Annotated in this window: 16 protein-coding genes; 8 read left to right on the forward strand and 8 right to left on the reverse strand. The window is 73.0% G+C overall.

Features of this window, described 5'->3' with window-relative positions:
- Positions 1–248 precede the first annotated feature (248 nt).
- Together AB0N31_RS04305 and AB0N31_RS04310 are read right to left on the reverse strand one after the other, a co-directional pair.
- Positions 249–872, reverse strand: coding sequence for a hypothetical protein (locus AB0N31_RS04305; RefSeq protein WP_366056814.1), 624 nt, complete (start codon positions 870–872; stop codon positions 249–251).
- Between the two features lie 162 nt (positions 873–1,034).
- Complete coding sequence (locus tag AB0N31_RS04310) at positions 1,035–1,475, reverse strand: pyridoxamine 5'-phosphate oxidase family protein (protein ID WP_366056815.1); 441 nt, start codon at positions 1,473–1,475, stop codon at positions 1,035–1,037.
- A 211-nt stretch (positions 1,476–1,686) separates the two neighbouring features.
- Here AB0N31_RS04310 and ppk2 point away from each other — a divergent pair, with 211 nt between their 5' ends.
- On the forward strand, positions 1,687–2,490 hold the full coding sequence (ppk2, locus tag AB0N31_RS04315; protein WP_366056816.1) for a polyphosphate kinase 2: 804 nt from the start codon (positions 1,687–1,689) through the stop codon (positions 2,488–2,490).
- Positions 2,491–2,496: 6 nt separating this feature from the next.
- On the opposite strand, the gene AB0N31_RS04320 is transcribed toward ppk2, so the two are convergent.
- Positions 2,497–3,390: a universal stress protein gene (locus tag AB0N31_RS04320; RefSeq protein WP_366056817.1), complete on the reverse strand. Its 894-nt coding sequence runs from the start codon at positions 3,388–3,390 to the stop codon at positions 2,497–2,499.
- A 199-nt stretch (positions 3,391–3,589) separates the two neighbouring features.
- Here AB0N31_RS04320 and sulP point away from each other — a divergent pair, with 199 nt between their 5' ends.
- The 3 genes from sulP to AB0N31_RS04335 all read left to right on the forward strand — a co-directional run bounded on the left by sulP (position 3,590) and on the right by AB0N31_RS04335 (position 8,542).
- Positions 3,590–5,302 (forward strand): sulfate permease, encoded by a 1,713-nt coding sequence (sulP, locus tag AB0N31_RS04325; RefSeq protein ID WP_366056818.1) that lies wholly within the window; start codon positions 3,590–3,592, stop codon positions 5,300–5,302.
- A 245-nt stretch (positions 5,303–5,547) separates the two neighbouring features.
- Positions 5,548–6,762 carry a globin domain-containing protein gene (locus tag AB0N31_RS04330; protein WP_366056819.1) on the forward strand — a complete coding sequence of 405 codons (1,215 nt, stop codon included), beginning with the start codon at positions 5,548–5,550 and terminating at the stop codon, positions 6,760–6,762.
- 166 nt (positions 6,763–6,928) lie between these two features.
- Complete coding sequence (locus tag AB0N31_RS04335; RefSeq protein WP_366056820.1) at positions 6,929–8,542, forward strand: oleate hydratase; 1,614 nt, start codon at positions 6,929–6,931, stop codon at positions 8,540–8,542.
- A 75-nt stretch (positions 8,543–8,617) separates the two neighbouring features.
- On the opposite strand, the gene AB0N31_RS04340 is transcribed toward AB0N31_RS04335, so the two are convergent.
- From AB0N31_RS04340 to AB0N31_RS04360, 5 genes are all read right to left on the reverse strand, one after another.
- Positions 8,618–9,178, reverse strand: a complete 561-nt coding sequence (locus AB0N31_RS04340) for a hypothetical protein (protein WP_366056821.1) — start codon at positions 9,176–9,178, stop codon at positions 8,618–8,620.
- A 3-nt stretch (positions 9,179–9,181) separates the two neighbouring features.
- Positions 9,182–10,888: a cytochrome c oxidase subunit I gene (gene ctaD, locus AB0N31_RS04345; protein WP_366056822.1), complete on the reverse strand. Its 1,707-nt coding sequence runs from the start codon at positions 10,886–10,888 to the stop codon at positions 9,182–9,184.
- A 242-nt stretch (positions 10,889–11,130) separates the two neighbouring features.
- Positions 11,131–11,877, reverse strand: a complete 747-nt coding sequence (gene pflA / locus AB0N31_RS04350) for a pyruvate formate-lyase-activating protein (RefSeq protein ID WP_366056823.1) — start codon at positions 11,875–11,877, stop codon at positions 11,131–11,133.
- Positions 11,874–14,132, reverse strand: a complete 2,259-nt coding sequence (pflB, locus tag AB0N31_RS04355; RefSeq protein WP_366056824.1) for a formate C-acetyltransferase — start codon at positions 14,130–14,132, stop codon at positions 11,874–11,876. Before pflB ends, pflA begins: the two co-directional genes overlap by 4 nt.
- 417 nt (positions 14,133–14,549) lie before the next feature.
- Positions 14,550–15,479: a universal stress protein gene (locus AB0N31_RS04360; RefSeq protein ID WP_366056825.1), complete on the reverse strand. Its 930-nt coding sequence runs from the start codon at positions 15,477–15,479 to the stop codon at positions 14,550–14,552.
- Between the two features lie 232 nt (positions 15,480–15,711).
- On the opposite strand from AB0N31_RS04360, the gene ppdK reads away from it, so the two are divergent.
- The 4 genes from ppdK (at position 15,712) to adhE (ending at position 22,491) form a co-directional block, all read left to right on the forward strand.
- Positions 15,712–18,408: a pyruvate, phosphate dikinase gene (gene ppdK / locus AB0N31_RS04365; RefSeq protein ID WP_366056826.1), complete on the forward strand. Its 2,697-nt coding sequence runs from the start codon at positions 15,712–15,714 to the stop codon at positions 18,406–18,408.
- A gap of 103 nt (positions 18,409–18,511) precedes the next feature.
- Positions 18,512–18,895 carry a hypothetical protein gene (locus tag AB0N31_RS04370; protein ID WP_366056827.1) on the forward strand — a complete coding sequence of 128 codons (384 nt, stop codon included), beginning with the start codon at positions 18,512–18,514 and terminating at the stop codon, positions 18,893–18,895.
- Positions 18,896–18,981: 86 nt separating this feature from the next.
- Entirely contained in the window at positions 18,982–19,629 is a 648-nt protein-coding gene (locus AB0N31_RS04375) for a CBS domain-containing protein (RefSeq protein WP_366056828.1), read from the forward strand.
- A gap of 219 nt (positions 19,630–19,848) precedes the next feature.
- Positions 19,849–22,491 (forward strand): bifunctional acetaldehyde-CoA/alcohol dehydrogenase, encoded by a 2,643-nt coding sequence (gene adhE, locus AB0N31_RS04380; RefSeq protein ID WP_366056829.1) that lies wholly within the window; start codon positions 19,849–19,851, stop codon positions 22,489–22,491.
- Positions 22,492–22,618 lie beyond the last annotated feature (127 nt).

Here is a 22,618-nt window from a genome sequence, read left to right on the forward strand (position 1 = left end):
ATCGTCCGAATTCCGGCCGGGCCTCGCCCGAACGGGTACTGCCGGCCATTGTCCCAGTAGATCCTGCTCGATACCGGGCCGAAGGGCCAGGGCCGACCGGCCCTACTCGCCCCGGTGCCCCGTTCTCCGCCCGGCCACCCGATCGTCCCGTTCCGGGCCGCGCCCGAACCGGCCGGGTGCCACGAACGACCGGAAGCACCGCCGCCGGTGGGCGGAGGTGCTTCCGGTCCGTGCGGTCACGCGGGTCCTCACAGGAGCCAGCGGTTGCGGCTGACGAAGGGAAGCCGCGCCCAGGTCCTGCCCAGGCCCCAGGTGGCCCCGGCGCCCGCGGCCGCGAGGGCGATGAGGACGAGGGCGTAGACGAGGTGGTAGTCGGCGAACGGGTTGGTCGACATGCTCGCCGACCCGTCGGAGAGGTGCTTGGCCGGCGGCCACTCCGCGACCCACATGAGCGCCATCATCACGGTTCCGGCGACCGCGGCGAGCCGCAGGCCGATGCCCGCGACCAGGGCGAGGCCGATGCCGAGCAGACCGAGCATGAACAGCCAGTCCGCCCAGGCCGCGCCGGCCCAGTCGTGGAAGGTGGACTCCATGGGGCCCACGGCGACGGAGCCGAGGAATCCCTTCATGGGCGAGCCGCCGTCGATCCATCCCCTGCCGGAGCCGGTGGCGTAGCCGAGGCCGAAGGTCTTGTCGAGGAAGGCCCACAGGAAGACGAAGCCGGTCAGCAGGCGGAGCCCGGCGAACACGTGCGCCCGCGTCGCGGTGGCCGCGGCGGTCGCCTCGTCGGCGGAGGCGGGAGCCGTCGAGGTGCGCCCCGGGGAGAGGAAGCGGAATCCCAGGTGCCGGTGCGGGTGGTCGTGGAGTGCCATGATGCTCATCCCTTTCGGGGGGGGGAGGCGCCGGTTGCGGTGGACTCTCGTTGCACCTTCAATGTCCCGCGTCGTCAACTCCCCCGAGAGGGGCTGCAGGGCCCCGGACCACGGGCCGAACGTCCCCTGCGCGCGGGGCTGTTCGGGATCGGGGACCGGCGTTCAGGCGATGAGGTGCAGCCCGTACGGGGGGCGGCCGGCGACCAGCTCACGCCCGGTGACCAGCTCGGGTTCGATGCGGACGAGGACCTCCTGCGGCGCGGGCGCCCAGGAGTCGGGGCCGGTGCGGGCCGGGCGGTCGAGTTCGGCCGGGTCGGTCACCACCGTGGCCCGCCCGGTGACGACGACGCTCCAGCCGGAGCGCCGGGCGACGTCGACCTCGTCGGTCTCGAAGGCGACCACCGCGCCGTCGACGGCGCGGGCCAGTTCCGAGGCCGCGGAGGTGCGCAGCAGGACGGCGCCGTCGCGGTCCAGGGCGAAGTCGACCGGCAGCACGGCGGGCAGGGCCCGTCGGGTGTAGACGACGCGGCCGACGGGCGCCCGGGCCATCAGCCGCAGGCAGTCGTGCCGCTCGAGTTCGCGGAAGCCGTCATCGGAGTACATGAGGCAGCCCGTCCTTCGCCTGGTCCAGCGGTGTCACGTCCTTCCACTCTGCGCCGGACGGGTTCCCGGGAACGAGGGCCATGGGTCCCGGCCGGGCCGGAGAACGCCCCGTCCTCGCGCGGCCGGTCGGTACGGTGTCCCGCTCCTCGGACCGGGGAGCCGGGGACTACGTTGGGCGCATCGACGCAGGACATCGGGCGAGGGAGACGGCATGACCGACAAGAGGACGGCGAAGGTGCCCCGCGCGGCGTACGAGCGGGAGCTGCTGCGCCTGCAGACGGAGTTGGTGAAGCTCCAGGAGTGGGTGCGCGCCGAGGGCGCCCGGCTGGTCGTGGTGTTCGAGGGCCGGGACGCGGCGGGCAAGGGCGGCACCATCAAGCGGGTCGCCGAGCACCTCAACCCCCGCGTGGCGCGGATCGCGGCGCTGCCCAAGCCGACCGAGCGCGAGCGGACCCAGTGGTACTTCCAGCGGTACGTGCAGCATCTGCCGGCCGCCGGGGAGATCGTCCTGTTCGACCGTTCCTGGTACAACCGGGCCGGCGTCGAGCACGTGATGGGCTTCTGCACCAAGGAGGAGCACCAGCTGTTCCTGCGGCAGTGCCCGATCTTCGAGCGGATGCTGGCCGAGGACGGCATCCTGCTGCGCAAGTACTGGTTCTCGGTGAGCGACACCGAGCAGCAGGACCGTTTCCGGCGGCGGTTGGAGGATCCTCTGCGCCGCTGGAAGCTGTCCCCCATGGACCTGGAGTCGATCACCCACTGGGAGGCCTACTCCCGGGCCAAGGACGAGATGATGGTGCACACCGACATCGTCGAGGCGCCGTGGTTCGTGGTGGAGAGCGACGACAAGCGCCGGGCGCGGCTGAACATGATCGCCCATCTCCTGGACTCCGTGCCGTACCACGACGTGCCGCCGCCGGTGCTCGAGCTGCCGTCCAGGCCGTCGTCGACCGGCTACGAGCGCTCACCGCGCGATCTGCGGACCTACGTCCCCGATCACGCGGCGAACCTCTAGGCCGTGTCACCGGTGCGGTACGACCGCCACCGGGCAGGCGGAGCGGCGCAGCGCCGCCCGGGCGACCCGGCCGAGCCGGAGACCGAAGCGCCCCTCATGGCGAGTGGCCCCGACCACCAGCAGGTCGGCCTCGCGTGAGGCGTCGAGCAGGACCTGGCGGGCGGGGCCCTCGACGGTGCGCCGTCGCACGTCGACGTCCCCGGGGGCGTCCCGCAGGGCCGCCTCCAGGTCGCCGCCCGCCCGTTCCTCGCGGGGGCGGGCGGAGTCACCGGCCGGCCGGGCACGGCCGGTGTTCTCGTGCGCGGGGCACCGCCAGGCCCGTACGGCGTCCAGCGGCACGCCGCGGCGCCGGGCCTCCTCGGCGGCGAACCGTACGGCCGCCGAGTCCTTCGCGTGCTCGCCCACGCCGACCACGACGCGGCCGCGCACGGGACGCGCCGCCTGGTTGTCGTGGGTGCCGCGCAGCACGATCACCGGGCAGTCGGCGCGGGCGGCGACGGCCAGGCCGACGGAGCCGAGCAGCAGCTCGGTGACGGCGCCGCGGCCGCGGGTCCCCACGACGAGCGCGGAGGCGCCGCGTCCCTCGCGCAGGAGGGCGTGCTCGGGCTCCTCGAACACCACGTCGGCGTTCACCCGCAGGCCGGGACGCCGGTCGCGGGCCCGCTGCGCGGCGGCGCCGACGACGTCCTGGGGCAGGGGCGGCGCGGTCGGCCGGCCGGTGTCGCGGGCGAGTGCGGCGCCCTCGTACCGCTCCCAGAGGCAGGCGTGCACGACCCGCAGCGGCACACCGCGCAGCACCGCCTCGTCGGCCGCCCAGTCGACGGCGCGCAGGCTCGGCTCCGACCCGTCCACGCCCACGACCACGGGCGCGCCGAGGGCTCGCTCGACCGATGCGTTCATGGTGTCCGCTCCTTGTCCACCGCGGGGATCGGGGTTCGGGCCCCAGGGTGGCGCCGGGAGCGGGGGCGGTGCAGAGACCGCAGGTCCCCGGTCGGGGGCCGAAGGGCCCCGGGGCCACGGGCGGCACCGCGTCGCACCGCCGCGTGCGGCCGGCCCGGGGGCGCCGGCGTCCGTGAGATCCTTCGGCCCGAGGAGGACCATGTCCGAGAGTTCCGTCCGCCACGGCCACGGGTGGCGCCGTCTGCTGCCCGGCCTCGGTGCGCTGCGCGGCTACCGGCGCGCGTGGCTGAAGGGCGACGTGCTGGCCGGGGTGACCGTGGCCGCGTATCTCGTGCCCCAGGTGATGGCGTACGCCGGTGTGGCCGGCCTGCCGCCGGTCGCCGGACTGTGGGCGATCCTGCCCGCGCTCGCCCTGTACGCCGTGTTCGGCTCGTCCCGCCTGCTGTCGGTCGGCCCGGAATCGACGACCGCGCTGATGACGGCGACCGTGGTGGGGCCGCTCACCGCGGGCGATCCGGCCCGGTACGCGGCGCTGGCCGCCACCCTGGCCGTCGCGGTCGGCCTGCTGTGCGTGCTGGCGTGGGCGGCGCGGCTCGGCTTCGTCGCGGACCTGCTGTCCCGGCCGGTGCTGATCGGCTACCTGGGCGGCGTGGCGCTGATCATGATCGTGGACCAACTGCCCAGGCTGACCGGTGTCCGCACGACGGGGTCCGCCTTCTTCCCCCAGCTGTGGTCGTCCGTCACGCACGTGGGGGACGCGCACACGGCCACGGTGCTGGGCGCCGCCGTGGCGCTCGTCGTCCTCTTCACCGTGGCCCGGCTCTTCCGTGCCGTCCCCGGTCCCCTGCTCGTCGTGGTGGCCGGAACGGCGGCGGTCTCCCTCTTCGACCTGGACGACCGGTTCGGCATCGAGGTGATCGGCGACGTCCCCTCGGGCCTGCCCGCCGCGGCCCTGCCGAGCCTGACGGACCTGCCCCGGCTGGTGCTTCCCGCCGTCGGGGTCCTCCTGGTCGGCTACACCGACTTCATCCTCACCGCGCGCGCCTACGCCCGGCGCGACGAGGGGGGCCCCGGGCTCGACGCCAACCAGGAGTTCCTCGCCCTCGGGGCCGCCAACCTGGGCGCCGGCGCACTGCACGGCTTTCCGGTCAGCAGCAGTGCCAGCCGCACCGCGCTCGCCTCCTCGGCCGGCGCGAGCAGTCAGGCGTACTCACTGGTCGCCGGGGCGGGCGTCCTCTGCGTGCTGCTGTTCCTGAGCCCGCTGCTGTCCCGGACCCCCACGGTGGTCCTCGGCGCGCTCGTCGTCTACGCGGCCGTGCGCATGATCGACCTGGCGGGGTTCCGGCGCCTGGCGTCCTTCCGGCGCCGCGAACTCCTGCTGGCGCTCGGCTGCCTGACCGGGGTCCTCGCCCTGGACATCCTGTACGGCGTGCTGGTCGCCGTCGGCCTGTCCGTGGCCGAGCTGCTCTCCCGGGTGGCCCGCCCGCACGACGCCGTCCAGGGTCTGGTTCCCGGTGTCGCGGGCATGCACGACGTCGACGACTACCCGCAGGCCCGCACGATCCCCGGTCTGCTGGTCTACCGCTACGACTCCCCCCTCTTCTTCGCCAACGCCGAGGACTTCCGCCACCGCGCCCTGGCCGCCGTCGACGAGCAGCCGGAGCCGGTCCGCTGGTTCGTCCTGAACGCCGAGGCCAACGTGGAGGTCGACATCACCGCGCTGGACGCGCTGGACGCCCTGCGCCGCGAACTCACCCACCGCGGCATCGTCTTCGCCCTGGCCCGCGTCAAGCAGGACCTGCTGGACGACCTGACGGCGTACGGCCTCACCGAGACCGTGGGCCGCGACCGCGTCTTCCCCACCCTGCCGACGGCCGTGGCCGCGTACCGGACGTGGTGCAGCGACCGGTAGGGCGCCGGCGTGCACCCCGGCGGGGCGCACCGGACAGGGCCGGGCGGGAGGCCGTCCCGGGGCCGATCGGCCCCGGGACGGAGCGGACCGCGGGGGCCGATGTGCCCGAACCGCAGGGCCGTTCGGCCCTGCTTCGCCCGGTGGCGCGAAACAGCGCCGGAACACGGCCGGGTGCCTGCTACACAGAAGGGGCCGCCCGACGCGACGCGGCGCACTTCCCCCTCGTCCCCTGCCCGGGAGGCTCCATGCTGTCCGCAGAATCCGCCGCCGTGATCCGTGCGACCCTGCCCGCCGTGGCCGGCGCGCTCGACGAGATCACCACCCGCTTCTACGGCGCGATGTTCCGCGACCGGCCCGAACTGCTCGACGGGATGTTCAACCGCGGCAACCAGGCCAGCGGAGCACAGCGCCGCGCCCTCGCCGGTTCGATCGCCGGGTTCGCCACCGCGCTCCTCGACGACCCGGACACCCGCCCGGACACCCTGCTGGACCGCATCGCCCACAAGCACGCCGCCGTCGGTGTCACCGACGACCAGTACACCATCGTGCACAAGTACCTCTTCGGCGCGATAGCCGAGGTCCTCGGCGACGCCGTCACCGCGGAGGTGGCGGCCGCCTGGGACGAGGTCTACTGGCTGATGGCAGGCGCCCTGATCGGCCGGGAGGCCCGCCTGTACCAGGACGCGGGCGTGGAGCCCGGCAAGGTGTGGCGGCAGTGGACGGTCGTCGAGCGCCGGACCGAGACCCCGGACGTGGTGTCCTTCCTGCTCCGTCCCGCCGACGGCCGGCCGGCGCCGCGCGCGCGGGCGGGCCAGTACGTGAGCGTCCGGGTCCGGATGGCCGACGGCGTGCACCAGCTGCGCCAGTACAGCCTGTCCGGCGACCCGGGCGGCGACCTGCGGCGGATCACCGTCAAGCGGGTCGCCGGGACGGCCGGGACGCCGGACGGCGAGGTCTCCGGCCTGCTCCACGAGCAGGTCCGCGAAGGCGACGAGCTGACGCTCTCCGCGCCCTTCGGCGATGTCTTCCTCGACGACCCGGCCGACGCCGGCGCCCCGGTCACGCTGGTCTCCGCGGGCATCGGCGGCACCCCCATGACCGGCATCCTGGCCCACCTCGAAGCCCTGGGTTCGATCCGCCCGGTGCTCGTCCTGCACGCCGACCGCTCCCCCGCCGACCACGCCCTGCGCGCCGACACCCGCGGGCTCGTCGAGCGGCTGCCGAACGCGCGCGCCGTGTTCTGGTACGAGCGTCCCGGTGCGGAGGAACCCGACGCCCGCGAAGGCCTGATGAACCTCGACGGCATCGACGTGCCCGCCGGTTCCACGGTGTTCCTGTGCGGCCCGCTGCCGTTCATGCGCGAGGCACGCGCACAGCTGCTGCGCGCCGGGGTTCCGGCACGCAGCATCCGCTACGAGGTCTTCGGTCCCGACCTGTGGCTGCCCGGCACGGCGGCCTGACAGCGGGACGCGCCGGGGCCCGGGGCCGCGGCGCGCGAAAGGCCCGGCCGGTGAACCGGCCGGGCCTTTCGCGTGCCCGCCCGACGGCGGGGCCGGGGCCGTTCGGACCGCACCGGTGACCAACGGCCCCCTGACGGCGCCGGCCGGCGCGGGAGAGGCTGTGGCCGTGGATCACCGACCAGGTGACCGGAACGAGGAGTGGTGTGCGATGGCCAAGGCGTATCTGGTGGGCAGCGGGATGGCGGCGCTCGCCGCGGCCACGTTCCTGATCCGCGAGGGCGGGTTCGACGGTGCGGACATCCACCTCTTCGAGGAGCAGCGCGACATCGGCGGCAGCCTGGACGCGGGCGGCACGCCCGAAGCCGGCTACACCATGCGCGGCGGGCGGATGTTCGAGGCCGAGTACCGCTGCACGTACGACCTGCTGTCCGGCATTCCCTCCCTCGACGACCCCTCGGTGTCGGTCACGGAGGAGATCCTCTCCGGGCACGAGGAGTTCGCCTGGGACGACATCGCGCGGCTCGTCGACGGGGACGGGAAGATCGTCGACACCCGCTCGATGGGGTTCTCCGAACGCGACCGCCTGGACCTGGTGCGCTGTCTGGCCGCGCCCGAGGGACACTTCGACGGCAAGCGGATCAGCGACTGCTTCGGCGAGCACTTCTTCACCACGAACTTCTGGTTCATGTGGTGCACCACGTTCGCCTTCCAGCCCTGGCACAGCGCGATCGAGTTCCGCCGCTACCTCAGGCGCTTCGTCCACCTCTTCCCCGAGTTCGGCTCCATGTCCGGCATCCAGCGCACCCGCTACAACCAGTACGACTCCCTCGTGCGCCCGCTGAGCACGTGGCTGCGCGAACGGGGCGTCACCGTGCACACCGGCTGCCGCGTCACCGACCTCGGACTCGCGCCGGGGCACCGCGGCACCACGGTCGAGACCATCCACCTCTCCCGGCACGGACGGGACGAGAAGATCGCCGTGGCCCCCGAGGACCTGGTCCTGGTGACCAACGGGTCCATGACCGACGCCTCCAGCCTCGGCTCCCACACCGCCGCGCCGCCCGCGCACCCCCACCGCTCGGACTCCTGGCTGCTGTGGCACCGACTGTCCCGCGGCCGTGCCGACTTCGGGAACCCGGCCGCCTTCGACAAGCGCGTCAAGGAGTCCCGCTGGGAGTCGTTCACGGTCACCGCCGAGGACCCCGCCTTCCTGGACGCGCTCGCGGAGTTCAGCGGCCGCGAGACCGGCCGGGGCGGCCTGATGACCTTCACCGGCTCCAACTGGCTGCTCACCCTCGTCGCCCAGCGTCAGCCCGTCTACCGCGACCAGCCCGACGGCGTCTCGGTGTGGTGGGGCTACAGCCTGTTCCCGGGCCGTGCGGGCAACCACACGCCGAAGCCGATGACGATGTGTTCCGGCCGGGAGATCCTCGAAGAGGTGCTGCACCACCTGCCGTTCGACGAGGCGGTGCGGGACCGGGTCCTGAAGACCTCCACCGTCGTGCCGTGCCTCATGCCGTACATCACCAGTCAGTTCCTGGCCCGTCGCCGCCACGACCGCCCGAAGGTCGTCCCGGACGGCTCGGTCAACCTCGCCTTCATCGGCCAGTTCGCCGAGGTGCCCGACGACGTCGTCTTCACCGTCGAGTACTCGGTGCGCACCGCGTGGACGGCCGTGGCCCAGCTCCTCGGCCTGCCCTCGGGGCCGCCCGAGGTCTACAAGGGCCACCACGATCCGCACGTGCTGGCCGCCGCGCTGGAGGCCATGCACCGCCGGTGAGACCGGGGCGCGGCCGGTCGCCGCGCGCTCGGCCACGGCACAGGGCCCGGACGGTGACACCGTCCGGACCGTTCGTCACCGGTCTCGCCGCCGCTGCCCCGAGAGGTCCCGGGCACCGCGGCGGGCCGGACCCGCCCAGACGATCGCGACGGCCAGGAACAGGCCCGTGAGCCCGGCGGGGGCGGCGACCACCGCCCAGGTCCGGCCGGCGCCGCCGGCCGTCACGAGGACCGCCGAGCCCGCCGCGGCGGCCAGGCCGACGCCCAGGAGGGTGACGAAGAGGGTGGCGCAGTGGTGGCGGGCGGACCGGGGCGGGTCCTGGCCCAGCAGCGCCCAGTCGCGCAGGGTCTCCCGCGCCTCACGCCGGCGCTGCGCGGCCGCGCGGATCCGGAGACCGGCCGTGACGGCCGCGCCCGATCCGGCCGCGGCCACGGGCGGCCACCACGTCCCGGCGACCAGCAGCAGCACGGCAAGGCCCGCGACCGTGGTCCATCCGCTCAAGCAGGCGGCCGCCGCGCTGCGGCGGGAGTCGGGCCGGTCGGCGCCCGCCCGCACCTCCGCGAGGGCGGGCAGGTACCAGACGCAGCCGGCGGCGGTCACCAGGGCGGTGCCCAGGGCCAGGACGGGCTGTGCCACGGCTCACGCCGCCGTTTCGGTCTCGGCGATCTCCGGGTGGTGCAGGTCGAACGCCGGTGACTCGGAGCGGATCCGCGGGAGCGAGGTGAAGTTGTGGCGCGGCGGCGGGCAGGAGGTCGCCCACTCCAGGGAACGGCCGTAGCCCCACGGGTCGTCGACCTGGACCGGCTTGCCGTACCTGGCGGTCTTCCACACGTTGTAGAAGAACGGCAGGATCGACAGGCCCAGCAGGAACGAGCCGATCGTGGACAGGGTGTTGAGGGCGGTGAACCCGTCGGCGGCCAGGTAGTCGGCGTAGCGGCGCGGCATGCCCTCGGTGCCGAGCCAGTGCTGGATCAGGAAGGTGAGGTGGAAGCCGACCGTGAGGGTCCAGAAGGTGATCTTGCCGAGGCGTTCGTCGAGCATCTTGCCGGTGAACTTCGGCCACCAGAAGTGGAATCCGGCGAACATGGCGTACACGACCGTGCCGAACACCGTGTAGTGGAAGTGCGCCACCACGAAGTACGAGTCGGACAGGTGGAAGTCCATGGGCGGCGAGGCGAGGATGACGCCGGTCAGTCCGCCGAAGACGAACGTGATCAGGAAGCCCGTCGTCCACAGCATCGGCGTCTCGAAGGAGAGACTGCCCTTCCACATCGTGCCGATCCAGTTGAAGAACTTCACCCCGGTGGGCACCGCGATCAGGAACGTCATGAAGGAGAAGAACGGCAGCAGCACACCGCCGGTGACGTACATGTGGTGCGCCCAGACCGTCACCGACAGGCCGGCGATGGCGATGGTGGCGCCGATCAGGCCCATGTACCCGAACATCGGCTTGCGCGCGAACACCGGTATCACCTCGGAGACGATCCCGAAGAACGGCAGCGCCAGGATGTACACCTCGGGGTGGCCGAAGAACCAGAACAGGTGCTGCCACAGCAGCGCGCCGCCGTTGGCCGCGTCGAAGATGTGGCTGCCGAACTTGCGGTCGCACTCCAGGGCGAAGAGGGCCGCCGCCAGCACCGGGAACACCAGCAGGATGAGCACGGCGGTCAGCAGCACGTTCCAGGTGAAGATCGGCATGCGGAACATGGTCATGCCGGGTGCGCGCATGCAGATGATGGTGGTGATGAAGTTGACCGCGCCCAGGATGGAGCCGAAGCCGGAGAGCGCGACGCCCATGATCCACATGTCGGATCCGACCCCGGGTGAGTGGACGGCGTCGGACAGCGGGGCGTACAGGAACCACCCGAAGTCGGCCGCGCCCTCGGGGGTGAGGAAGCCGAACGCCGCGATCGACGACCCGAACAGGAACAGCCAGTAGGCCAGCATGTTCAGCCGGGGGAAGGCCACGTCCGGGGCGCCGATCTGCAACGGCATGATCCAGTTGGCGAAGCCGGTGAACAGCGGCATGGCGAACATCAGCAGCATGATCGAGCCGTGCATCGTGAACGCCTGGTTGAACTGCTCGTTCGACATGATCTGCAGCCCGGGGCGGGCGAGTTCCGCGCGCATCAGCAGGGCCATCACGCCGCCGACGACGAAGAACACGAACGCGGTGACCAGGTACAGCGTCCCGATCTTCTTGTGGTCGGTGGTCGTCAGCCACTCCGCCCAGGACGGCCCGGCCGGCCGGGCCGCCGTCCGCACGGCCGGGCCGGCCTCGCGGGGCGCGGGACGCCTCGGTGCGTCTCCCGCGTGTGTCACCTGGTCCAACTGCGCCTCGTCCATCGGACGGCGTCCTCCCCATCTGTTCCTGTGGCTCAGGGGCCGGGAAGCACGCACGGGTCGCAGCGATGGCAGGGCGGGGCCCTGTGCACGGTGGATGGCGCGGCACTCCCGGCCGCTGCCACATGATCGCCGGAGGGGACCCCCGCCCGACTAGGGTCGAACGGCCCCGGCATCGGTCCGCGCTTGGGCCCAACGGCCCTTCTCGCCTCCCGGGCCGGCCCGCGGCTCGACGAAGGCGCCGGTCAGTGGGCCGTCAGCCCGTGCGCGCGGAACTGGCCGCGGACCCGGTCCACCAGGGCCGCGTCGGGGACGGGTGTGTCCCGCAGCGGGAAGGGGATGCCCAGGGCGTCGTACTTGGCCGCCCCGAGCTTGTGGAAGGGCAGGACGTCGACCCGCTCGACGCTGTCGAGGCCGGACAGGAAGCGTGCCAGCCCGTCGACGGCCTCGGGGTCGTCGGTCCAGCCGGGGACCAGCACGTACCGGACCCACATCCGCTTGCCCAGCCGGTCGAGGCGGGTGGCGAAGTTGAGAGTGGGGGCCACCTCGCCGCCGGTCAGCTTCCGGTAGGTGGGGACGTCGAAGGACTTGATGTCCAGCAGCACCAGATCGACGTCGGCGAGCAGCTCGTCCGTCGCGCGGGCACCCAGGAACCCGGAGGTGTCCAGCGCCGTGTGCAGTCCGGCCTCCTTGCAGCGGCGCAGCACGGCGCCGGTCAGCGCGGGCTGGAGCAGGGGCTCCCCGCCGGTGAGGGTGACTCCGCCGCCGGCCGCGGTGATGAACGCCCGGTACTTGTCGATCTCGGCCATCACCTCGTCGACGGTCGCCTCCCGCCCGTCCCGCATGTGCCAGGTGTCCGGGTTGGCGCAGTACAGGCAGCGCAGCGGGCAGCCGCTGACGAAGAGGACGAACCGGGTCCCGGGACCGTCCACGCCGGTGGACAGGTCCCAGGAGTGGATCCGGCCCTTCGTGCGGCCGACGGCGGTGCTCACAGCGATCCGTGGAAGGTACGGCTGATCACGTCGAGCTGCTGCTCGCGCGTCAGGCGGACGAAGTTGACGGCGTATCCCGAGACCCGGATCGTCAGCTCCGGGTACTTCTCGGGGTGGGCCATCGCGTCCTCGAGCGTGGCGCGGTTCAGGACGTTGACGTTCATGTGGAACCCTCCGGCGGACATGTAGCCGTCGAGGATGCCGACCAGGTGCCCGGCGCGCTCCTCGGGGACGTGCCCCAGCCCCTCGGGGGTGATCGTCGTCGTCAGCGAGATGCCGTCCCGCGCCGCTTCGTACGGCAGCTTGGCCACCGAGAGGGCCGAGGCGGCCACACCGTGCCGGTCCCGGCCGTTCATCGGGTTGGCGCCCGGCGCGAAGGGCTGTCCGGCCCGTCGGCCGTCGGGGGTGTTGCCGGTGTGCTTGCCGTAGACGACGTTGGAGGTGATGGTCAGGACCGACTGGGTGTGCTCGGCGTCCCGGTAGGTGGGGTGCTTGCGCACCTTCGCCATGAACGACTCCACCAGGTCGACGGCGAGGGCGTCGGCACGGTCGTCGTTGTTGCCGTAGGCCGGGAACTCGCCCTCGGTGCGGAAGTCCACGGCCAGCCCGGTGGCGTCCCGGATGACCTGCACCCGGGCGTGCTTCACGGCGGACAGGCTGTCGGCGGCGACCGAGAGGCCGGCGATGCCGCAGGCCATGAAGCGGTGGACCGGGTAGTCGTGCAGGGCCATCTCGATGCGCTCGTAGGCGTACTTGTCGTGCATGTAGTGGATGACGTTGAGCGCGTCGACGTAGGTCTGTGCCAGCCAGTCCAGGACCCTGTCGTAGGCCGCCGTCAGTTCCTCGTAGTCGAGGTACTCGCCCGTCAGCGGGGGCATCTCGGGGGTGATCTGGTCGCCGGTCATCTCGTCCCGGCCGCCGTTGACGGCGTACAGCAGTGCCTTGGCGAGGTTGACGCGGGCGCCGAAGAACTGCATCTGCCGGCCCACCGCCATCGCGGAGACGCAGCAGGCGATCGCCGTGTCGTCGCCGGTGCGCGGGCGCATCAGCTCGTCCGACTCGTACTGGACGGCGCTGGTGTCGATGGAGACCTGCGCGCAGAACTCCTTGAAGCCCTCCGGCAGCCGCGGCGACCACAGCACGGTCAGGTTCGGCTCGGGGGCGGGTCCGAGGTTGTACAGGGTCTGCAGGAAGCGGAAGGATGTGCGGGTGACCAGGGGGCGGCCGTCCGCGCCGATGCCGCCGATCGACTCCGTCACCCACGTCGGGTCGCCGGAGAACAGGGCGTCGTACTCGGGGGTGCGCAGGAACCGGACGATCCGCAGCTTGATGACGAAGTCGTCGATCAGCTCCTGGGCCCGGGTCTCGTCGAGGTGTCCCTCGTCCAGGTCCCGCTGGAGGTAGACGTCCAGGAAGGTGGAGGTGCGCCCGAGCGACATCGCCGCGCCGTTCTGCTCCTTCACCGCCGCCAGGTAGCCGAGGTACAGCCACTGCACGGCCTCCTGCGCGGTGGCCGCCGGCCGGGAGACGTCGCAGCCGTAGGTGGCCGCCATGCGGGTCAGCTCGGTCAGCGCCCGGACCTGCTCGGCCAGTTCCTCGCGGTCCCGGATGACGTGTTCGCTCGACGGCCGGGCGTCGAGCCCCGCGCGTTCGGCGCGCTTGGCCTCGATCAGCCGGTCGGTGCCGTACAGCGCGACGCGCCGGTAGTCGCCGATGATGCGGCCGCGGCCGTACGCGTCGGGGAGTCCGGTGATGATGCCGACCCTGCGGGCCGCCTTCATGGCGGGGGTGTAGGCGTCGAAGACACCGTCGTTGTGGGTCTTGCGGTAGGTCCCGAAGACCTTGTCCACGAACGGGTCGGCCTCGTAGCCGTACGCCTTCAGGCCGTTCTGCACCATGCGCAGGCCGCCGTTCGGCATGATCGCGCGCTTGAGCGGGGCGTCGGTCTGCAGGCCGACGATCAGCTCGCGGTCGCGGTCGATCCAGCCGGGGGCGTGCGAGGTGATCGTCGAGGGGGTCGCGGTGTCCACGTCGAGGATGCCGCGCTCACGCTCCTCGGGGAACAGCGCGCTGACCTTCTCCCAGACGGCCCGGGTACGGTCCGTGGGACCGGTCAGGAAGGCCGCGTCGCCCTCGTACGGGGTGTAGTTGGCCTGGATGAAGTCGCGCACGTCGATGCGTTCGCGCCAGGTGCCGCCGCGGAACTCCCGCCAGGCGTCGGCGGTCCGGGGGCCGGCTGTCATCGTCGTGGTCATCACGGGTCCTCTCGGTGAGCCGTTGTCTCCCTGTCGATGTTGCTCGTCCCGGCCTGCGGCGGGCAGTGCCGGTCAGTGCACGCGCGGGTCCCGCCCGGCCCCGCTGTTCCGGGACCTTCGGTCCCCGCGCGACCCGGCTCCGGCGGTGTCCTTCGTGCCGCCGGCGTTCCGGCCGGGGCGACGGCGGGTGCGGGCAGCGGTCCGCCGCCGACCGCGGAAGTCGCGGCTGGCGGCGGAGGGTCGGACGGTCCGGACCACCGGGCGCCCTACGGAGGCGGAGCGGGGGCCGGGTCGAGTCGGGGCGGGGGTGGGTGCGGGTGTGGCAGGGATCGGGTCCGGTCGCGGCGGGATCGGTACGGTCGCGGCGGGCGTCGGTGCGGTCCGGCGACGGGGGCGGGGCCGAGGGCGGCGCCGGGTTCAGTCGTGCGGGACCACGGCGACGGGACAGGCCACGTGGTGCAGGGCGGCGTGCGCCACCGGCCCCGTGTGGGCGCCGAGGCGGTGGCCGCTCGCCCGGCGGCCCACCACGAGGAGCCCGGCGTGCTGCGCGGCGTGCACCAGCGCGGCGGCGGCCCGTCCCTCGCCCACCGTCTCGGTCACGCGGACGGTCGGGTACTTCTCCCGCCAGGGGCGCAGCACGGCGGCCACGGCGCCTTCCTCGGCCGCCAGCGCCTCCGGGCCGGGCGCCGGTTCGGCGACGGCGGGTGCGGCGGTCTCCGCCGGGTCGAAGGCGGGGCGGTTCGGCACGCGGAAGGCGTGCACCACGCGCAGGCCGGTGCCGCGGCGGTGGGCGGCGTCGAAGGCGAACTCGACGAGTTCGTCGCAGGGGTGGCCGATGTCCAGTCCCAGGGCGACCGGGCGGAAGGGGATCTCGGGGATCTCCTCCGGTGCGATGCCGTCCACGGCCGGCAGGTGCTCGCCCGCCTCGCCCCGGCCCGCCCGCACCAGCACCACGGGCTTCGGGGACCGGGCGACCACGCGCTGGGACACCGATCCCGTCACGAACCCGCCCACGGGTCCCAGGCCCAGCGACCCGAGGACCAGCAGGTCGGTCTCGGCGGCGGTGGCGATCAGGGCGGCCACCGCGGCGTCGCACACGAGGCGCTCGGTGATCCGCAGACCGGGATGCGCCGCGCGCACGGCGGCGGCCGCCTCCCGCAGGACCTGTTCGGCCCACTGGTGCTCGGTGCGGTCCAGCGGTACGTCCGGTGCGGGTCGCGGGTGGCGGTGCCAGGCGTGCACGATCCTGAGCCCGGTGCCCCGGCGTCCGGCTTCCCGGGCCGCCCAGTGCGCGGCCGCGAGACTCGCGGGCGAGCCGTCGACCCCTACGGCGATGTCGTGAAGCATGACGCATCCCTCCCGGTCCGTGGGACCTGCTGACACCCCCAGCCTGCCCCAGGTGGAGGCCGACGGCCCCCGGGCCGAACAGCCCGGACACCGGCCCTTTGGGCCCTGAGCGGGACGAGACCCGGTCCGGGGCCGACCGGCCCCCGCGGGCGGGACCGCCGGCACCTCGCGGGCGGCGGCTCCCGGACCGACGCTGGAAGCATCACGTCCCCCATCCGAGGAGCACAGCGTCATGGCGCGTTACGTGTACGACTTCACCGAGGGTGGCCGTGACATGGCCGGCCTGCTCGGCGGCAAGGGAGCGAACCTGGCCGAGATGACCCGTCTCGGACTGCCGGTGCCCCCGGGGTTCACCATCACCACCGAGGCCTGCCGGGCCTTCCTGGAGTCCGGCGGCGAGCCCGCGGGCATGTGGGAGGAGGTCTCCGCGCACCTGTCGGCCGTCGAGGCCGCCGCGGGCCGGCTGCTGGGCCGGCCGGACGATCCGCTGCTGCTGTCCGTCCGCTCCGGCGCCCGGTTCTCCATGCCCGGCATGATGGAGACGATCCTCGACATCGGTCTCAACGACGAGTCCGTCCTCGGTCTGGCCAAGGTCTCCGGCAGCGAGCGCTTCGCCTGGGACTCCTACCGCCGTCTCGTCCAGATGTTCGGCAGCACGGTCATGGGTGTCGACACCGCGCACTTCGAGCGGGCCATCGCTTCGCTGAAGGACGTGCGCGGGGTCCGGGACGACGTCCACCTGGACGCCGGCGACCTCACCCAGCTGGTGGAGACGTACAAGAACATCATCCACCGGGAGACCGGCGAGGACTTCCCGCAGCCCCCCGCCGAGCAACTGCGCCGCGCGATCCTGGCCGTCTTCGAGTCCTGGAACGGCGAACGCGCCCGCGTCTACCGGCGCCGCGAGCACATCGCCGACGACCTCGGCACCGCGGTCAACGTGCAGCGCATGGTGTTCGGCAACCTCGGTCCCGACTCCGGCAGCGGCGTCGCCTTCACCCGCGACCCGGCCACCGGACGCCCCGGCCTGTACGGCGACTACCTGTCCAACGCCCAGGGCGAGGACGTCGTCGCCGGCATCCGCAACACCGTCCCCCTCGACGAACTGGGCCGGCTGAACCCGGACGCGTTCGCCCGGCTGCGCGACCACATGGAAACGCTGGAGCGGCACTACCGGGACCTGTGCGACATCGAGTTCACCGTCGAGCGCGGCACGCTGTGGATGCTCCAGACCCGGGTGGGCAAGCGCACCGCGGAGGCCGCCTTCGCCATCGCCGCCGCACTGGCCGACGAGGGGCTCATCACCGCGGACGACGGCCTCGCCCGGGTGAACGGCGAGGGTCTCGCCCGGCTGATGTTCCCGCGCTTCGACGCCTCGGCGGGCGGTGAGCCGCTCGCCCACGGCATCCCGGCGTCGCCCGGTGCCGCGGTCGGCTCGGCGGTCTTCTCGTCCGCGGAGGCCGTACGGCGCGCCGCGGCCGGCGAGAAGGTGGTGCTCGTCCGGCAGGAGACCACCCCCGACGACCTGCCCGGCATGATCGCCGCCCAGGCGGTGCTCACCAGCCGCGGCGGCAAGACGAGCCACGCGGCCGTCGTCGCCCGCGGCATGGGCAAGGTCTGCGTGTGCGGCGCCGAGGAACTCTCCGTCGACATCGAGGAGCGGCGCTTCGCCACGCCCGACGGCACCGTCGTCGAGGAGGGCACGGTCGTCTCCGTGGACGGTTCCGCAGGAGCCGTGTACGCGGGCGCGGTGCCGCTGGTCGACTCGGCGGTCATGCGCTTCCTGGAGGACGGCCGTGCGGAGGGCCACGCGGCCGACGTGGTCGACGGTGTGGCCCGTGCCCTGGGCCGGGCCGACGCCGTCCGGCGCCTGGAGGTGCGTGCCAACGCCGACACCCCCGAGGACGCCGCCCGCGCACGCCGGTTCGGCGCGCAGGGCATCGGCCTGTGCCGCACCGAGCACATGTTCCTCGGCGAGCGCCGCAAGCTGGTGGAGGAGATGATCCTGGCCCGCACGGAGGTCGAGCGCGAGCGGGCCCTGGCGGCTCTCCTGCCGCTCCAGCGGGAGGACTTCACCCGCATCCTGGAGGCGATGGACGGCCTGCCGGTCACCATCCGGCTGCTGGACCCGCCGCTGCACGAGTTCCTGCCGGACCACACCGAACTCGCCGTCCGTATCGCCGCCGTCGAGGCCCGCGGTGACCTGGCCGACGCGCACGACGTCGAACTGCTGACGGCGGTGAACCGCATGCACGAGGAGAACCCGATGCTCGGGCTGCGGGGCGTGCGCCTCGGCCTGGTGGTGCCCGGTCTGGTCGCCATGCAGGTGCGGGCGATCGGCGAGGCCGTCGCACGACGGGTGTCGGCCGGCGGCGACCCCCGGGCGGAGATCATGGTCCCGCTCGTGGGGGACGTCCGTGAGCTGCGGATCGTGCGCGAGGAGGTGCGGCGCGTGCTCGACGAGGTCTCCGCGACGTCGGGCGTCTCCGTCGACTGCCCGGTCGGAACGATGATCGAACTGCCCAGGGCGGCGCTGACGGCCGGCCTGATCGCCGAGGAGGCGGAGTTCTTCTCCTTCGGCACCAACGACCTGACCCAGACCACCTGGGGCTTCTCCCGGGACGACGTGGAGGCGGAGTTCTTCTCGGCCTACCTCGACAAGGGCGTCTTCCCCGTCTCCCCGTTCGAGACGCTCGACCGGGAGGGCGTGGGCCGGCTGATCGGGATCGCCGTCGCCGAGGGCCGCGCCACCCGGCCCGGGCTGAAGATCGGGGTGTGCGGCGAGCACGGTGGGGACCCCGACTCGGTGCACTTCTTCCACGCCGCGGGCCTGGACTACGTCTCCTGCTCGCCCTTCCGGGTGCCGGTGGCGCGCCTGGAGGCCGGACGGGCGGCGCTGGAGGAGGCCGACGTCAGCGACAGCAGGTGAGCGGGACCCTCGGCCCCGGTACCGGGGTCGGCCGACCCTGGGACCGGGGCGCCGCGCGCAGCAGGCTTGAGGTGTACCGGAACGATCACAAGGAGCGGATCACATGACCGCCAAGGACACGGCTGCGGTCGAGGTCACCACCACCGTGCGGGTGCGCGCCGAGGGCGACGTGGACGAGGAGTCCCTCGCGTACCTGCGGGAGAAGGTGGGTGCCGCGCTCGACCGGCGCGGGCTGCCGGCCGTCAGCGGCGAGGTCCGCGTGGCCAGGGCCGTGGCCCACCACGTCGAACTGCCCTGGTCGGCCGCCGCCGAGATCCGGGTGGGGAACGAACTCGTGGTCGTCCACGCCCGCGAGGCGAGCGCCCACGAACTCGCCGACCGGCTGCAGGACCGGCTGCGCGACGGAACCGAACGCGTCGCCCACCGCGGAGACGTGACCCGCAGGACGGCCACGCCGCCGCCGTGGCGCGGCGGCCCGCAGCAGTAGGGCCCGCGGGCCCGTGCCCGAACCGGCGGAGAGCGGGGGCCGATGCGGCTCCCCGCTCCCCGCCCACGCCCGTGAGGAGAACCACCGTGACACACCGCACCGTCGGCGAAGTGATGACCGGGGACGTCGTCGAGGCACGCCGGACGACGCCGTTCAAGGAAGTCGTGCGGCTGCTCGACCACCACCGGATCAGCGGACTGCCGGTGATCGACGACGACGACAAGGTGCTCGGGGTGGTCTCCGGGACCGACCTGGTGCGCGCCCAGGCGCGCCGGTCCGGGCACGGCCTGGTCGGCGCTGTCACCGCCGCCGACCTGATGTCGAGCCCCGCGATCACCGTGCACCCCGAACAGAGCGTCCCGGACGCGGCCCGGCTGATGGAACGCCGCGGCGTCGAGCGGCTGCCCGTCGTGGACGAGGAGGACCGTCTCATCGGCATCGCCACCCGCCGGGATCTGCTCCGGGTCTTCCTGCGCACGGACGAGGACCTGAGCCGTCAGGTCAGCGAGGAGGTCGTCGGCAGGACCCTGGGACTGCCGCCCGACGCCGTCCTCGTCTCCGTCCGCGACGGCGTCGTCACCCTCGACGGCCGCGTGGAGGCGCGCAGCCAGGTCCCGGAGGCCGTGCGCGCGGCGTGGCGGCTCGAAGGCGTCGTGGGCGTGGTGAACGCGCTGACGTTCCGCGTCGACGACTGCGCGGCGCCGGCCGCGTCCGGATCCCCGGGACCCCGATGAGGCGCCCGCACCGAACGGGCCGACAGGCCCTGCGAGTTCGGGCCGGACGGTCTCGGAAGGGGACCTTCGGCGACTGCGGCGGAACCCCGGCCCACAGCACAGTGGAGTCAGGAAGCGGCGCCACCCGCCGCGGTGTCGCTCCCGCCCCTGCCACCGTCGTGCCCGCACGGCGACCCTGAGCCGTGGGTCCACGGCACCCCTGACACTGGAGGCTCTTCCATGACCCGACACGAATCCCGGACCAGGGCCGCGGTCGGCACCGAGGCCCCCTCCGACACCATGGTCGCCGTGGACCGCCTGGTCACGGCTGGCCTCAAGGCCCTCGCCGACTACGAGAGCCTCACCCAGGAGCAGGTGGACCACATCGTGAAGAAGGCCTCGGTCGCCGCCCTGGACCAGCACACCGCGCTGGCCCGCCTGGCGGTGGAGGAGACCGGTCGGGGGGTCTTCGAGGACAAGGCGGCCAAGAACATGTTCGCCTGCGAGCACGTCACCCACAGCATGGGCCCCATGAAGACCGTCGGCGTCATCGCCCGTGACGACATCGAGGACATGGTCGAGATAGCCGAGCCGGTCGGTGTGGTGTGCGCGATCACTCCCGTCACCAACCCGACCTCCACCACGATCTTCAAGGCGCTGATGGCGCTCAAGACCCGCAACCCGGTCGTGTTCGCCTTCCACCCCTCCGCCCAGCGGTGCAGCGCCGAAGCGGCCCGGATCGTGCGCGACGCGGCCGTCGCCGCGGGCGCCCCCGAACACTGCGTGCAGTGGATCGAGGCCCCCTCGGTCGAGGCGACCGACACGCTGATGCGGCACCCGGGCGTCTCCCTGATCCTCGCCACCGGAGGCAACGCCATGGTCAAGGCCGCCTACTCGGCGGGCAAGCCGGCCCTGGGCGTGGGTGCGGGCAACGTCCCCGCCTACGTGCACAGGAGCGCCAAGCTGCGCCGGGCCGTCAACGACCTGGTGCTGTCGAAGTCCTTCGACAACGGCATGATCTGCGCCTCCGAGCAGGCCGTCATCCTGGACACCGAGATCTACGACGCGGCGCTGACCGAGTTCCGCACCCTGCACGCCCACCTGGCCACCGAGGAGGAGAAGGCGAAGCTGGAGGCGTACCTCTTCCCCGTCGACCACAAGGCGGGGGCCGGCTGCGAGCCCAAGGTCAACGCGGCGGCCGTCGGCCGGAGCCCGGCGTGGATCGCCGAGCAGGCCGGGTTCGCCGTGCCGGAGCACACCTCGCTGATCCTCGTGCAGGCCGGCCGCGTGGGACCGGACGAGCCGCTGACCCGGGAGAAGCTGTGCCCGGTGCTGGCGGTGCTGCGCGCCGAGGACGAGCGGCACGGCTTCGACCTGGCCGCCGACATGGTCGCGTTCCACGGCCAGGGCCACAGCGCCGTCGTCCACACCGAGGACCGCGCCGTGGCGGAGGCCTACGGCATGCGCATGAAGACCGTGCGGGTCATCGTCAACGCCCCGTCCTCGCAGGGCGCGATCGGCGGCATCTACAACGGCCTGCTGCCGTCGCTGACGCTCGGCTGCGGCTCGTGGGGCAGCACGTCGGTGTCGAACAACGTCTCCGCCGCCCAGCTGCTCAACGTCAAGCGGGTCTCCACCCGCCGCAACAACCTGCAGTGGTTCAAGGTCCCGCCGAAGATCTACTTCGAGCCGCAGGCCATCCGCTACCTCACCTCCATGCCGGACGTGCACCGCGTCACGATCGTCACCGACGCGACCATGACCCGGCTCGGCTTCGTCGACCGGATCACCGGTGTCCTGCAGCGGCGCCGCGAACCGGTCACCCTCCAGATCATCGACAACGTGGAGCCCGAGCCCAGCATCGACTCCGTGCGGCGCGGCGCCCGCCTGATGGAGGACTTCCGCCCGGACACGATCATCGCGCTCGGCGGCGGCTCGCCCATGGACGCCGCGAAGGTGATGTGGCTGCTGTACGAGCAGCCGGACATCGACTTCGCCGACATGCGGCAGAAGTTCTCCGACATCCGCAAGCGCGCCTTCCGCTTCCCGACGCTCGGCAGGCTCGCCCGCCTGGTGTGCGTGCCGACCACCTCGGGGACCGGCGCCGAGGTCACGCCGTTCGCCGTCATCTCCGACCCGGCGACCGGCAAGAAGTACCCGCTGGCCGACTACGCGCTCACCCCCAGCGTGGCCATCGTCGATCCGCTGCTCACCACCGCGCTGCCGCCGGCCCTGGCCGCCGACAGCGGCTTCGACGCCCTCACCCACGCCATCGAGGCGTACGTCTCCGTCTACGCCAACGACTTCACCGACGGCCTCGCGCTGCACGCGATCCGCCTGATCTTCGACAACATCGGGGCCGCGGTGAACGACCGCGCCGCGTCGCCCGAGGCCCGCGAGAAGATGCACAACGCCGGCACCATCGCCGGAATGGCTTTCGGCAACGCCTTCCTGGGCATCGTCCACGCCATGTCCCACACGCTGGGCGCCACCTTCCACATCGCCCACGGCCGCACCAACGCGGTCCTGCTGCCGCACGTCATCCGCTACAACGGCAGTGTTCCGACCAAGCTGACCGGCTGGCCCAAGTACGAGAACTACCGGGCCCCCGAACGCTTCCAGGACATCGCGCGTGCCCTGGGTCTGCCCGCCGCGACCCCCGCCGAGGGGGTGGAGTCCCTCGCCGTGGCCGTCGAGCGGCTGCGCGAGACCGTCGGCATCGAGCCGACGTTCCGGGCCCTCGGCGTCGACGAGAAGGCCTTCGCCGAGGCCCTGCCCCAGCAGGCGCTCAACGCCTACGAGGACCAGTGCGCGCCCGCCAACCCCCGCATGCCCATGCTGGACGACATGCAGGAGATCATGCGCGCGGCCTACCACGGCTGAGCGCGGTCGCCGGGCGGCGGGCACGGGAGAGCCGGCCGGGCCGGGGTCCGGTTCCTGGTAGTACTCGACGGTGCCGTGCGCGCGCAGCTCCGCCAGCTGCTCGGCCCGCTCGGCAGCCGGCGAGCGG

The sequence above is a fragment of the Streptomyces sp. NPDC051051 genome, from assembly GCF_040682975.1.
In the GTDB taxonomy this organism is placed as follows: Bacteria; Actinomycetota; Actinomycetes; order Streptomycetales; family Streptomycetaceae; genus Streptomyces.

Excerpts from the sequence above, each read along its gene's own strand:
- AB0N31_RS04305 (WP_366056814.1), bottom strand. The coding sequence starts at position 872 with ATGGCACTCCACGACCACCCGCACCGGCACCTGGGATTCCGCTTCCTC.
- AB0N31_RS04310 (WP_366056815.1), bottom strand. The coding sequence starts at position 1,475 with ATGTACTCCGATGACGGCTTCCGCGAACTCGAGCGGCACGACTGCCTG.
- ppk2 (WP_366056816.1), top strand. The coding sequence starts at position 1,687 with ATGACCGACAAGAGGACGGCGAAGGTGCCCCGCGCGGCGTACGAGCGG.
- AB0N31_RS04320 (WP_366056817.1), bottom strand. The coding sequence starts at position 3,390 with ATGAACGCATCGGTCGAGCGAGCCCTCGGCGCGCCCGTGGTCGTGGGC.
- sulP (WP_366056818.1), top strand. The coding sequence starts at position 3,590 with ATGTCCGAGAGTTCCGTCCGCCACGGCCACGGGTGGCGCCGTCTGCTG.
- AB0N31_RS04330 (WP_366056819.1), top strand. The coding sequence starts at position 5,548 with ATGCTGTCCGCAGAATCCGCCGCCGTGATCCGTGCGACCCTGCCCGCC.
- ctaD (WP_366056822.1), bottom strand. The coding sequence starts at position 10,888 with ATGGACGAGGCGCAGTTGGACCAGGTGACACACGCGGGAGACGCACCG.
- pflB (WP_366056824.1), bottom strand. The coding sequence starts at position 14,132 with ATGACCACGACGATGACAGCCGGCCCCCGGACCGCCGACGCCTGGCGG.
- AB0N31_RS04360 (WP_366056825.1), bottom strand. The coding sequence starts at position 15,479 with ATGCTTCACGACATCGCCGTAGGGGTCGACGGCTCGCCCGCGAGTCTC.
- ppdK (WP_366056826.1), top strand. The coding sequence starts at position 15,712 with ATGGCGCGTTACGTGTACGACTTCACCGAGGGTGGCCGTGACATGGCC.
- AB0N31_RS04370 (WP_366056827.1), top strand. The coding sequence starts at position 18,512 with ATGACCGCCAAGGACACGGCTGCGGTCGAGGTCACCACCACCGTGCGG.
- adhE (WP_366056829.1), top strand. The coding sequence starts at position 19,849 with ATGACCCGACACGAATCCCGGACCAGGGCCGCGGTCGGCACCGAGGCC.